The sequence below is a fragment of the Clostridium sp. chh4-2 genome (assembly GCF_002899675.1).
Classification (GTDB): domain Bacteria; phylum Bacillota; class Clostridia; order Lachnospirales; family Lachnospiraceae; genus CHH4-2.
On record NZ_PKUU01000012.1, the window covers coordinates 23,022 to 36,642 of the forward strand.

Sequence of the window (13,621 nt, forward strand, 5' to 3'; positions counted from 1 at the left end):
TATTACATATATAATAATTTGTTATTTTGGAGGTGGGACATGATTGATGCAAGGCTGGAAACACTGTTAACGGTATGCGAAACCCATAGTTTTACAAAGGCGGCAGAGCAGCTTTCCCTCACTCAGCCGGCGGTCAGCCAGCACATTAAACAGCTGGAAAAAGAATTCAATATCAAGCTGTTTAACCGAAGTGAAGGCACCATAAAACTGACGTCAGAAGGGGAAATAGTGCTGAAATACGCCCGTAGAATCAAGATTTTGTACCAGAATTTAAACCAGAGTTTAAAGGACGAAAAGAGGCAGATCACAAGGATTTCAGTGGGGATTACCCACACCGCAGAGAGCAATTTGATGGCTGAAGTTTTAGCCAAATACAGTTCTCAAAATCACGGTCTTCGCATAACAATGATTTCTGACACCATAAATAATCTTTATATGAAGCTGAAAACTTACGAGGTTGACTTAGCAATTGTGGAGGGAAAGATACCCGATCCGGACTTTAATTCCGTACTTTTGGATACGGACTGCCTGATTTTAGCGGTTCCCAACTCCAATCCGCTGTCTAAAAAGAGCATGGTGACCCTGAATGAGCTGAAAAAAGAAAACCTGATCCTGCGCCTTCCCAATTCGGCCACCAGAAACCTGTTCGTTTCTCATCTGGAAAGCAATAATATGAGCATAGATGAGTTCAACGTAACTTTGGAGGTAGACAACATCGCCACGATTAAAGATCTGGTTAGGCGGAATTTCGGAGTTTCGATTCTGGCAAAGAGCGCATTTATGGATGAATTGAAAAAAGGGAAGTTAAAAGGTCTTCCGATTGAAAACCTGAGTATGAGCAGAGAGATCAATATGGTCTATCACAAAGATTTTGAACACACCAAGGTTTTAGATGACCTGACAAAGATCTATTATGAAACCAGCAGGTCATTATTTGAAAGTACATAATATAAGGAGGTAATTGTAATGGCGTTTCAAATGCCCAAGTATCATCACCCGGATTTTAACCGTCCGGAACTGGCGTCCGCACCGGATGTCAAATATGAAGTGGTAGAAAAGGATGGGGTGGCACCGGATTATTTCCACAGCACATCCATGTACCCGGAATATTTTAAAATCAATGGAACCTGGGTTTTAGCAGAGGAAAGCCGGATGGATTCCAGCGTGGTATTGTGTGACGACGGACATCTGGAAGTGGTGGAGAACCGGAATCTGAAAAAGGGCGACAAGGTTATACTGGGAAGATCGGAAGACGGAGAAGAAGGCATCTATATGCACTGCAACGGATTCGGCGACATCAGTTTAGACGGAAATAGGGACCAGTTTGTGTTCCGCCAGGGGCGCAGCCGGGAAACTTCCTATTCCAGAGATTACGACAATCTGTTCGAACTTTTAAAGCATGAAAAGGAATTCGGCAATATTCTCTGGGTTATGGGGCCGGCATTTTCCTTTGATGCGGATGCCAGAGCCGCCATGCAGGCATTGATTGACAACGGTTATGCCCATGGACTGATGGCGGGCAATGCATTGGCGACACACGACTTGGAGGGCGCTTATTTACATACTGCTTTGGGCCAGGACATCTATACACAGGTTTCCCAGCCCAACGGACATTACAATCATCTGGATGTGCTGAACAAAGTGCGCCGCAGCGGATCGATTCCACAGTTTATTGAGGAATATAAGATCGATAACGGAATCATTTACAGCTGTGTGAAGAATCACGTTCCATTTGTGTTGACCGGCTCCATCCGCGACGACGGTCCGATGCCGGAAGTGATTGCCGGCGCCTACGAGGGCCAGAATGCCATGCGCGGTCTGGTGAAAAAGGCGACCTGCGTGATCTGCCTTGCCACCATGCTTCATACAATCGCCACAGGCAATATGACTCCGTCTTTCCGGGTGATGCCCGATGGGGAGATCAGACCGCTCTATCTGTATACCGTGGACGCGGATGAATTCGTGGTGAATAAGCTGATTGACCGCGGAAGCCTGAGCGCGACAACCATGGTCACAAATGTGCAGGACTTTATTTCAATTGTAGCAAAAGGGCTTAATCTCTTTTGACAGAAAGGAAAATACGGAAGAAGAGGGAATATTTATGAGTAAAATGAGCGACGTTATGAAAGAATTCAAGGCATTTATTCTGAAGGGAAACATTATCGACATGGCAGTCGGTGTTATTATCGGCGGTGCGTTCAGCAAAATAGTATCTTCTCTTGTTAACGATATCCTGATGCCCGCATTGGGAGCCGTGACCGGAGGAGCCGATTTCAGCACCTTAGAATGGGTGATCAATCCGGCTGTTTATGATGCCAGCGGCGCTGAGATTAAGGCTGCTGCGGCCATCAAGTACGGAAGCTTTCTGCAGAATATTTTCGATTTTCTGATCATTGGAATCTGTATGTTCTTTATGATCAAAGCGGTTGCAATGGTCAGCGCCAAGCTCCGCCATGAAGAAGAAAAAGCAGAGGAGCCGGCCGCGCCGGCAGGACCAACCACAGAGGAACTTTTAAGCGAAATCCGAGACCTCCTAAAAGAAAAAGCATAGGTCAATAAATTGTTATTTAACGGAGGTGGCGGAATGGTACGCCCGGAATCGGGAGGCGGAGCCGGAAGCCAAAGGTCGGAGGGGCCGTCCGGGCCGGGGAAGGAAGATGCAGCCAGATCGGATTCGGGATTCGCCCCTAAGAACAACTAAGGCCCGTAAGGGCAGAACAAGGCAGGCCAGCGCCATTCGCAGTGAACTCTTTATGACTTCGCTGCTCAAGGGCGCCTTAGAAACTGACACGGAAATCAGTTTCTACCTGCCTCGTTCTGCCCTTACGGGCCTAAGTTGTTCTAAAGGGGTTCCATACGATCCGATCTGACTGCATCTTCCTTCCCCGGCCCGGACGGCCCCCTCCGACCTTTGGCTTCCGGCTCCGCCTCCCGATTCCGGGCTGGTTTTCGCTGGCCTGGTTAAAAACAATTTTGGTGCGTAGGTATTTACGTAGAATCACATTTACATAGATCGTTAAGGGATTTTCAGAAATGACTTGGGGTTTTACTTTAAACGTCAAGGCATTTAGCAAAATGACCTCACCCTTTACATTAAATGGTGAAGGCATTTCTGAAAAAGCCTTAACGGTTGATATAAAAATTTACTCTCCCATCCGGCAAATCTTTTTTTCCTCAGCTAGCCAAGCAACAGCCGGAAAGAAGGGGGAACCTGGGCGGGCGGCGGACATAGAGAACGACAGGGGATCGTGTGCAGACCCTTAGTGATACTTGGGCGGCAAGAACGGAAAAAGGCAGACAAATACTGAATTCCGAATCAGTGTTTGAGGCGCCCTTGAACGATGAAGTCATAAAGAGTTCATCGTGAATGGCGCCGCGCTGCCTTTTTCCGCTCTTGGCGGCCTAGTATCACTTAGGGTCGTAACCCGAATCCCCTGTCGTTCTCTATGTCCGCCGCCCGCCCAGGTTCCCCCTTCTTTCCGGCGTTTCTTATTCAGTTAAATAAAGATTTACCCCATCAGGATAGTTGTAAGGGGGGAGGAGGGGTGGTATAATACGTAGGTTGCAGATGATAAGTGGTGAGGTGGAATTTGTATGAAGAAGGCGGCTCCTTTGTTTATTTTGATTGCCGGAAGCCTATGGGGGTGTATGGGGATTCTGGTTAGAAGTTTGAATAAGATTGGTCTGGAGTCCATGGAAGTGGTGGCGGTTCGGGCATTTGTGACGTTTCTCTGCATGGCGGCGGGACTAATGGTGATTGACCGTAAGGCTTTTCGGGTTCATTTGAAAGATATTTGGTGTTTTCTTGGGACGGGGATTTGCAGTATCGTATTTTTTAATTATTGTTATTTTAAAACCATTTCTTTGACGTCGCTATCTACGGCGGCGATTTTGCTGTATACGGCGCCTTCGATTGTAATGGTGTTGTCCGCGGTGCTGTTTAAAGAACGGTTTACCGGGAAGAAAGCGGCGGCGCTGGTGATTACGTTTGTGGGATGCGTGCTTGTGACAGGAGGAACGGGCGGTGCTGAAGGGATGAGTGCAGCCGGCATTTTGACCGGATTAGGAGCTGGTGTGGGATATGCATTATACAGCATTTTTGGAAGATATGCGATTATGAGGGGATATTCGTCTCTTACGATTACGCTGTGGACATTTGGTTCGGCCAGCATTGGGGTTCTGCCGTTTATCAGCGTGCCTGGGATTATGGGCTGTTTTAAAGGAAATCCGGGGGAGATCGGGAATGCGTTGTTCTGGATCTTTGTGACGACGGTGGCGCCTTATATTTTATATACGCTGGGGCTTTCTCATATGGAAACGGGGATGGCGTCTGTGATTTCCTCTATTGAACCGGTGGTGGCAACCTTTGTGGGAGTGATTCTTTATGAGGAATGTCTTCAATTGTCCGGAGGGATCGGCGTGGTTCTGGTAATCGGGGCCATCGTTCTTATTAATACAAAGCAGAAAAAGAAGGGGTGGTATGATGAGTAGGAAGAGAGCTTTAAGCTGTGTGATTGCAGCATTTTTAATCTTAATGACTGTATTTACAGGATATGCGTCAGAATGGACAATACCGATAGAAGGAAGCATGTCCGGCCAGACGGTAATTATTCATACCAACGACAGCCATGGGCGCGGTGTGGCAGATGGCGGGAACAAGGTGATGGGATTTGCTGCTGTCAGCGCATTGAAAAAGAGATATGAAGCAGCAGGGGCAAATGTACTTTTGCTGGATGCCGGCGATACCCTGCATGGCCTTCCGTTTGCTACGCTGTCGAAAGGCGGGAGCGTGGTAAAACTGATGAATATGGCCGGATACGATGCCATGACACCGGGAAATCATGACTTTAACTATGGAAGCGATTATCTGGCGGAGATTTCAGAACAGATGGATTATCCTTTGATTTCTGCCAATGCAATGATAAAGGATACTGGAAAAACGCTGCTTCCGGCCAACACGATTATTGAAAAAAACGGTATAAAATATGGTATATTTGGCCTGACGACGCCTGAAACATCCACAAAAACCAAGCCCGATAATGTGGCGGGAATTCGGTTTGACAGTCCGGTTGAAGCTGCAAAGCGGCAGGTAACGGAACTGAAAGTGGCAGGAGTGGATTATATAATCGCGCTGGCCCATGTAGGTTTGCTTGAAAACAGCGAGTATACGACTGAAATGGTTGCGAAACAGGTGGAAGGCATTGATGTTATCATAGATGGCCACAGCCACACCTATTTAAAAGACGGTTTATGGGCAGGAGATACGCTTATTGCCAGCACCGGTAATTATCTGCAGGCAGTTGGAGTGGTAACAATTAAAGCGGATGGAAGTAAAACAGCGGTTCTTGTAACGCAGGAAGAGTTCACAGAACAGGATGACTTAATCAGCCAGGCTGCTAAAGAGATACAAGAGGAACAGGACGCAATGTTAGCCGAAGTGATTGGGCATACGGATGTGGTTTTAGATGGTGAATACATGCATGTGAGGCGGGAAGAAACCAATCTGGGAAACTTGGCTGCAGATGCTATAAGAGAAGAAACCGGAGCTGACATCGCCATGATTAATGGCGGCGGAATCCGCGCGACGGTGCAGGCGGGAGAAATAACCAAGAAGGATTTGGTATCGGTATTTCCTTTTGGAAATTATGTGGTGACGAAGAAGATTAGCGGAAAAGTCTTAAAGGAGTTTTTAGAAGCGGGATTTGATACATATCCGGAGAAAAAGGGTGGATTTCCTCAGCTGTCGGGTGTAACGGTTTCCTTTGACAGTTCAAAGCCGGCCGGAAGCCGTGTTCAATCGGTAACGGTTCAGGGAAAGGCGCTGGACGAAAATCAAACTTATTTATTTGCTGCAAATGATTATATTATGTCGGGCGGGGATTCTTATACAATGCTTTCGAACCTGCCGGTTGAAGGCGAATATGGTTCATTAGAGGAGATTCTTATTAACTATATTAAAAATGCCGGCGTGGTGAATATCCGGGTTGAAGGAAGAATTGTGGAAGTGAATCAGAATCTGGAAGAAGTCCGGAATAAAAATCCATATTATACAGTTCAAAAAGGGGATTCGCTTTACCGGATCGCCAAAAAACAGTTGGGAGATGGACGGCTCTGGACTGCGATTTATAGTCTGAATATGGATCAGATTAAAAATCCAGACTATATTTACCCGGGGCAGCAGCTTAGATTGAATGAAATGATGAGATAATTGTATATTTAGAAAAAGAGAGCAGGACGGGCAGACTGAGACCGGACAGCAGGGAATCGAGTAAAAGGATTCTTTGCTGCCCGGTCTCAGTCTGCCCGCCTTGTTTTATTTAAACCGGGGTTACGATTCACGGCCCCGGGGATCGTAACAAACCGGATTAAAAAATCCGAATAGATGATAGAAAGAGCCGGAATGGCAGAAAGGGCGGTCAGGGAAATGAAAAAATATAAGGCATGAAAAATTGGTAAAATGTGATAAAAATATTAAAAAATTATTGTGATAATTGACGTTGTAAGCAAAAAAAACCTATGCTATTATTTAATTAAATTAAAAAATTAAATAGCTTAATGAATCCGTTGTATGTTTCAGCCGGCAGTTGGCAGGCGACAAGACGGGGGATTGGCAAAAGGAGGAAATTATATGAAAAGAAATATCGGCAGGCTGACTTCTCTTGTGTTAGCGGCAACTATTATGGCAGCTTCCGTAGCCGGATGCGGCGGCTCTAAAGGGGCGGCCAGCAGTAACGGCAGTACGGCGGCAGCATCTTCGGCGGCGGAATCCGCTTCTGCAGCTCCGGAGACAGAACCGGTTGCGGCCAGCAGCACGCTTGGAAACAAGGCTTTGAGCGTTGGATACAGCGTCTCCATCGACTCCCTTACCTGCTTCCGGTCCAACACAGGACGTAACGCACCTTATCTTATAAATCTGTTTGAATCCCTTGCCATCCTTTCACCGGCCAGCGGAGAGATGGAACCATGGGCGGCTAAGTCCTGGGAGACAAAGGACGGAGGATATACATACAGCGTGGAAATCTGGGACAACATTACGGACAGCGAAGGCCATAAGATCACGGCTTCCGATGTCGTTTGGTATATCAACACCGCTGTAGAGAAGGCTTTGATGCCTAACTTCGGCAAGGTGGAGAGCGTTACTAAAACAGGCGATTATACATTTGACGTAAAGCTTACGACCAATATCGTCGGCGCGTTTGAAGCACTTTTATTTGATACGAAGATTATTTCTGAAGAAGCCTATAAAGCCAGTTCCGATGAATTTGCCACAAAAGCGGTTACAACCTCCGCTTATGAATGCACTGAGTTCACACCGGGAAACAGCATCGGTTTTACAAGGCGTGACGACTACTGGCAGACCGATATCGAAGCTCTTCCTGAATGTGTGCGACCTCTGGTAAAAGAGTTAAATTACAGCATTATCACAGAAGCTTCCCAGCTTGGTATTGCGCTTGAGACAGGCACGATTCAGTTAGGTATTGATGTGGATTCTTCCACAGGAGCACAGTTCGTAGGAAATGATCAGTTTGTGGTTAATCTGACAGACGGACAGCAGGGATGGGAGATGTTCTTCTCCGGCGCCGACAGCCGTGTGGTTGCAGAAGACCAGAATCTGCGTCAGGCAATCTGCTATGCCATCGATGCACAGGGACTGATCACAGGCCTCTGCTCCGGTTACGGCACCCAGATGTGGGATGTATGCCCTCCTGACCGAATCGGATTCCTTGAGAAATGGAAAAATGAACCTTACTATGAATATGATGCGGATAAAGCCAAAGAACTGCTGGCAGCATCCAGCTATAACGGAGAGACTTTAACAATTCTCTGCTCATCCAGCACATTTGTATCAAGACTGGCTCAGATGATTCAGAACTATTTACAGGCGGTAGGCATCAAAGCAGAACTTTACAGCGTGGATATGGCTCTTCTGACCTCAATCCGTCTGGATGGAACCAAATATGACATGTTCTTAAATACCATCGGTGGAACTTACCTTCCGGATCACTGGAGCATCCGTTATGACCCGGCCGCTTATGAAACCGGAGATGCAACAAGCCGTCATGACAATGAATTAGCTGAACTGCTGTACAAAACCTGGACCGTAGACGGATTTACGGATGAAAATATTGACGAAGTTCATAACTATATCAAAGAATCCGCCATTGCATACGGCCTTGTAAACCCACAGTCCTTTACGATCTGGCGCGGTGACGCCGGCCTTGTTAAAGAGGTGAGAGGCGGACTGACAAACTTTGTAAACCCGGCAGCCTGCCAGTTTACTGAATAAGAAACTAGGAAATAATCGGTGAGGAGCCAGCCTTCTCACCGATCTCTTAAAAATGGTTTCTTTCTGGAAATCAACTTGGAGGGGACTTATGCTCAGATATATAGGAAAACGATTATTATGGATGATTCCCATTGTCCTCGGCGTTACCATCCTGGTATTTACCATGATGACATTTTGCCCGGGCGACCCGGCGGAGATTATTCTCGGCACGACTGCCACAGAGGCGGACCTGGTGGCAAAGAGAGTTGAACTGGGCCTTGATAAGCCTTTTGTTGTGCGTCTTGCTACATACATGAGTGATGTATTTATTCACTTTGATTTTGGAAAATCCTGGATTACGAATGTGGATATTATCTCCACGATTATGGACCGTATGCCGAGGACTCTGACCCTTACCATCGTAACCTTAGTGGTTGCATTTGGCCTTGGCATTCCTCTTGGTATCATGGCGGCAACCCACCAGAACCGGTGGCAGGATCACGTATCCATGGTGTTAGCTTTGATCGGCGTTGCGATTCCAAACTTCTGGCTGGCCCTTCTTTTGGTGCTTTTGTTTTCCGTCAAGCTGGGGTGGCTTCCGGCCATGGGTATCGGAACCGGAATTGCAGGGCTGAAATACTACGTTCTTCCCGCAATTGCCAACTGCGCAGGTGCTCTTGCCAACTGTGCCCGGCAGACCCGTTCTTCCATGCTGGACGTGATCCGGGCGGATTACATTACCACAGCCCGCTCCAAAGGAGTTCCGGAAAATGCGGTAATCGTAAAGCATGCGCTGAAAAATGCACTGATCCCCATTATTACCATGATGGGCACCTCATTCGGACGTCTTTTAGGCGGAGCCATGATCATTGAAACGATTTTCACCATTCCCGGCATGGGAACTTATATCATCGGTGCGGTTAACAACCGTGATTATCCGATTGTTCAGGGCGGAACGATCATTCTTGCTATTTCATTCAGCCTTATGATGCTGTTAATCGATCTGCTTTATGCAGCTGTGGACCCGCGTATCAAGGCGCAGTACTCATCTGCAAAAAAAGGAAAGAAGGTGAAGAAATGACTTCTGAAAAACCGAGAAAAAGGCAGACCGAATTTGCCCGTGTGATGAAACAGTTAAAAAAGAATAAGGTGGCAATGTTTGGATTGGCCGTTCTGGTGGTAGAGCTGGTTCTGGCGCTGCTTTCCCCATGGATTATTCCTTACGACTATACGGCCATGGATATGATGAACTGTTTTTCGGGGCCTTCTGCAGCTCATTTCTTCGGATGTGACGATATGGGGCGTGATATTTTCAGCCGCGTCCTTTATGGAGGAAGGTTTTCCATCTCCATCGGAATTATTGCCGTGGCGATTTCCGCAACCTTTGGTATCTGCATTGGGGCGGTGGCCGGTTATTTCGGCGGACAGGTAGACAACATTATTATGCGTCTGCTGGATATTGTACAGGCGATTCCAGGCATGCTTCTTATGATTGTTATATCTGCTGTTTTGGGGCCCGGTTTCTTTAATACGATTATCGCCATGTCCGTGGGAAGCATTCCCGGTATGGCCCGTATGCTCCGCGCTCAGATGATGAAGGAGCGGGACAATGAATACATCGAAGCCGCACAGTCCATCAACTGCAGCAAATGCCGCATCATTATCAACCATCTGCTTCCCAACTGTATTTCTCCAATTATCGTACAGGCAACCATGGGAGTGGCGCAGACCATCACAATGGCAGCCGGTCTGAGTTTTATCGGCCTTGGCGTACAGCCGCCCACACCGGAATGGGGAGCTATGCTGTCCGCGTCCCGCCAGTTTATCCGCCAGGCTCCCCATCTTGTTATATTCCCAGGTCTGGCAATTGCAGTTACCGTTCTCGCATTGAATCTGCTGGGCGACGGGCTCAGAGATGCGCTGGATCCGAAATTAAAGAATTAAGGAGGGGAAAATGATGTCTGAAAATACAAAAAACAATATGCCGTTCCTTTCCGTAAAGGATCTTGTGGTGGAATATAAATCGGATGACCAGATTGTCCATGCCGTTAACGGCGTTTCCATTAATTTGGAAAGGGGCAGGACGTTGGGTCTTGTCGGGGAAACCGGCGCAGGCAAGACAACGATCGCAAAATCAATCCTTCAGATTTTACCGGATATCGGATGTAAGATTGCAGGCGGAAAGATCTGGCTGGACGGTGAAGACGTGCTGGCTATGCCGGAACACGATCTGAGAAAAATCCGCGGTAATAAAGTGTCCATGATATTCCAGGACCCCATGACCGCATTAAACCCGGTTCAGCGGGTGGGAGAGCAGATTGCAGAGGTAATCCGCCTCCATAATGACGGAAAAACCGACTGTGAAGCCAGGGCGAAAGAAATGCTGGAAATCGTAGGAATCCCGGCAGAACGTTATTATGAATATCCCCACCAGTTTTCCGGCGGCATGAAGCAGCGTGTGGTGATCGCCATCGCATTGGCCTGCAACCCGGATCTGCTTTTGGCGGATGAGCCCACAACGGCTCTCGATGTGACCATTCAGGCTCAGGTTATGGACCTGATTGGGGATTTACAGAAAAAATATAATACGGCTATGCTGCTGATCACTCATGATATGGGCGTTGTCGCCCAGGTCTGCAACGATGTGGCGGTTATCTATGCCGGAAATATTGTGGAATACGGCACAAAAGAGCAGATTTTTGACCATCCGTCCCATCCGTACACCATCGGCCTGTTTGGCGCAATTCCGGATATGAATGAGGATGAGATCTGGCTGCACCCCATCGAGGGGCTTCCGCCCGATCCCACAGATCTTCCCAAAGGATGTGCGTTCAGCCCGCGGTGCAAATATGCCACGGATGAATGCCGTAAGGAACCGATTTCCATCTGTAAGACAGAAGACGGCCATGATTGCCGCTGCTGCCGTTTAGGTGAGATCAAAGAGCAGGAGGGTTGATATGGCACCGGTAATAGAAGTTCAGAATTTAAAAAAATATTTCCAGACTCCAAGAGGGCTTCTCCACGCAGTCGACGACGTTACCTTTACGATTGAAGCGGGAAAGACCCTGGGCGTTGTAGGCGAGTCAGGATGCGGAAAATCTACATTGGGAAGAACCATCATCCACCTTCACGAAAGCACGTCCGGTAAGATCTTACTGGAAGGCCAGGATGTGACCAAAGTCACCGGAAAAGAGTTGAAATTGGCCCGTGAGAAGATGCAGATCATTTTCCAGGACCCGTATTCTTCCCTGGACCCGAGAAAATCCATTGACAGCACGGTCAGGGAACCGCTTATGGTTTCCAAACGGTTTTCCAAAAAAGAAACCGAGGACAGGACAAGGGAACTGATGGAACTGGTCGGAATTGATGAGCGCCTTCAAAAGGCATATCCTCATGAATTGGACGGCGGCCGCAGACAGCGTGTGGGAATCGCCAGGGCTTTGGCACTTGATCCCAAGTTTATCGTGTGCGACGAGCCGGTATCCGCTTTGGACGTTTCCATCCAGGCCCAGGTTTTAAACCTGTTAAAGAAGCTTCAGATGGATCACGGCCTCACCTATATGTTTGTAACCCACGATATGTCTGTGGTGCGCCATATTTCCGATGATATCTGCGTGATGTATCTGGGACAGGTGGTGGAAAAATGTTCTTCCAAAGAGCTTTTTAAAACTCCGCTTCATCCATATACCAAGGCTTTGCTTTCGGCCATTCCGTCTGTGGATATCCATCATCCGACAAAACGGGAGTTATTAAAAGGGGAGATCACATCCCCGATTAATCCGAAACCCGGCTGCCGGTTTGCAGCCCGCTGCCCGTATGCGGCAGATGCCTGCCATGAACCGCAGAAACAGGAAGAGGTATCAAAGGGACATTTTGTAACCTGCTGCAGGGTGCATGAGGTAAATTAATCAATACCTATTATATAGAAGACGGCCGGGCGGTGCAAATTTGTGCGCTGTCCGGCCTTTTTGTATGATAGGAACGTATTCTGATGGTATAAAAAACCTCCGTGCAGGATTCTTTTCAGATCGGAGCTTGGAAAATTAGAAGCGAATAGAAGGTTAGGCTGGCAAAGAGAGAAAAATGTGTTTATAATAGCTTTAAAGGAAGTAAGGTCGAGGAGGTAGACATTTGAACGTAAAATCAGGGCTGAATCAGACGAGAATGAAAGCGGATAATTACGCCGCCATTTTGGGGACGATTTATAAAGAGGGGCCAATCGCGCGCAGCGAGATTGCCAAACAGTTGGAGGTAGCGCTGCCGACGGTGACGACCACTATAAAATCTTTGCTGGATACAGGAATTTTAAAGGAAGTGCCGCTAAAGGAACAGGGAAATGCGCTGGGAAGAAGAGCGTCTGCCATTGATATTGAGGAGACGGCAGGATATGCATTGGGGATTGAATGGAACCCTATCGGTGTTATCCTGTGCATTTCTGATCTGCGAGGTAAGCAGATTGCCACAAAAAAACACAGGCTGAAGACCATAGGTATGAGTTACGAAGACATGCTGTCGGAAACAAAGGCCTGCGTGGATGAAATCATAAGGGAAAATGAGATCGATGAGGAGTCCATCATCGGAATCGGATGGGCTACTCCGGGTATGGTTAACTCTCAAAACGGTATGTTGGTCTGTGGCTCCATGTCGGGCACCGACTGGCAGAACCTGCCGGTTAAAAAGGATCTGGAGGAGCTGTTAAATCATCCGGTTTTTGTGGAGAATCATGTGAGGGCGCGCGCCATCGGACAGGACATGTTCGAAAGGAAAAACAGGCCGGATGTATATCTGTATTATTTTGCCCAGATGGGAATTTCCTGCTGTGTGATGTCGGATGGAGAGCCGTTTGGACGCGAACACTTTGGAACCGGAGATATCGGACATACGATCATGGATATCGACGGGCCGCTCTGTGCCTGCGGAAAGAGGGGGTGTCTTCAGACCTTCAGCGGTGAAATTGCGATTCAGGATATTGCAAGGGAGCAGCTTTCGCTGGGAAAGGCAAAACAGCTGAAAGATATCTGTGAAGATCCTCAGCATCCGGAGATGGAGGAGATTGTGAATGCGGTCGATATGGGAGACGATGAGCTGAAAAAAGCGCTTCTTCCGGCCATCCGCTACATGGGGATTTCCATTGCCAACATTATCAACCTGCTGAACCCTCAGCTTGTAATTGTAGACTGCGCCCTGTTTAACGGACGGGTGCTGAAAAAGTATCTCGATCAGGTTATCTATGAACATAATTATTTCCGCAATCATTTGGACGTAGAAGTGCAATATATGGATGCAAACCGTTATACGGGAGCCCGCGGATGCTGTGCCCTTGTAGTTCAGGAACTGCTGGCCGGCCATCTTTAA

At 47.7% G+C, this 13,621-nt stretch carries 11 protein-coding genes; all 11 read left to right on the top strand.

Going from position 1 to position 13,621, the window contains the following annotated elements:
- Positions 1–39 precede the first annotated feature (39 nt).
- The 11 genes from C0033_RS13750 to C0033_RS13805 all read left to right on the top strand — a co-directional run bounded on the left by C0033_RS13750 (position 40) and on the right by C0033_RS13805 (position 13,621).
- Positions 40–948 carry a LysR family transcriptional regulator gene (locus C0033_RS13750; protein WP_103228452.1) on the top strand — a complete coding sequence of 303 codons (909 nt, stop codon included), beginning with the start codon at positions 40–42 and terminating at the stop codon, positions 946–948.
- 18 nt (positions 949–966) lie between these two features.
- A complete protein-coding gene (locus C0033_RS13755; protein ID WP_103228453.1) occupies positions 967–2,067 on the top strand; it encodes a hypothetical protein in 1,101 nt (366 codons plus the stop codon).
- A gap of 34 nt (positions 2,068–2,101) precedes the next feature.
- Positions 2,102–2,551: a large-conductance mechanosensitive channel protein MscL gene (mscL, locus tag C0033_RS13760; RefSeq protein ID WP_180994731.1), complete on the top strand. Its 450-nt coding sequence runs from the start codon at positions 2,102–2,104 to the stop codon at positions 2,549–2,551.
- 1,043 nt (positions 2,552–3,594) lie between these two features.
- Positions 3,595–4,491, top strand: coding sequence for an EamA family transporter (locus C0033_RS13770; RefSeq protein WP_103228455.1), 897 nt, complete (start codon positions 3,595–3,597; stop codon positions 4,489–4,491).
- The gene (locus tag C0033_RS13775; RefSeq protein WP_180994732.1) at positions 4,484–6,208 is read left to right on the top strand and encodes a 5'-nucleotidase C-terminal domain-containing protein; all 1,725 of its coding nucleotides are present in this window, start codon (positions 4,484–4,486) and stop codon (positions 6,206–6,208) included. Before C0033_RS13770 ends, C0033_RS13775 begins: the two co-directional genes overlap by 8 nt.
- 420 nt (positions 6,209–6,628) lie before the next feature.
- Entirely contained in the window at positions 6,629–8,287 is a 1,659-nt protein-coding gene (locus C0033_RS13780) for an ABC transporter substrate-binding protein (protein ID WP_180994733.1), read from the top strand.
- 88 nt (positions 8,288–8,375) lie between these two features.
- Positions 8,376–9,347: an ABC transporter permease gene (locus C0033_RS13785; RefSeq protein WP_103228458.1), complete on the top strand. Its 972-nt coding sequence runs from the start codon at positions 8,376–8,378 to the stop codon at positions 9,345–9,347.
- A 44-nt stretch (positions 9,348–9,391) separates the two neighbouring features.
- Positions 9,392–10,210 carry an ABC transporter permease gene (locus C0033_RS13790; protein ID WP_242984499.1) on the top strand — a complete coding sequence of 273 codons (819 nt, stop codon included), beginning with the start codon at positions 9,392–9,394 and terminating at the stop codon, positions 10,208–10,210.
- Positions 10,211–10,223: 13 nt separating this feature from the next.
- On the top strand, positions 10,224–11,222 hold the full coding sequence (locus C0033_RS13795) for an ABC transporter ATP-binding protein (RefSeq protein ID WP_103228460.1): 999 nt from the start codon (positions 10,224–10,226) through the stop codon (positions 11,220–11,222).
- A 1-nt stretch (position 11,223) separates the two neighbouring features.
- Positions 11,224–12,174, top strand: a complete 951-nt coding sequence (locus C0033_RS13800) for an oligopeptide/dipeptide ABC transporter ATP-binding protein (protein ID WP_103228461.1) — start codon at positions 11,224–11,226, stop codon at positions 12,172–12,174.
- 223 nt (positions 12,175–12,397) lie between these two features.
- Positions 12,398–13,621: an ROK family transcriptional regulator gene (locus C0033_RS13805; RefSeq protein ID WP_103228462.1), complete on the top strand. Its 1,224-nt coding sequence runs from the start codon at positions 12,398–12,400 to the stop codon at positions 13,619–13,621.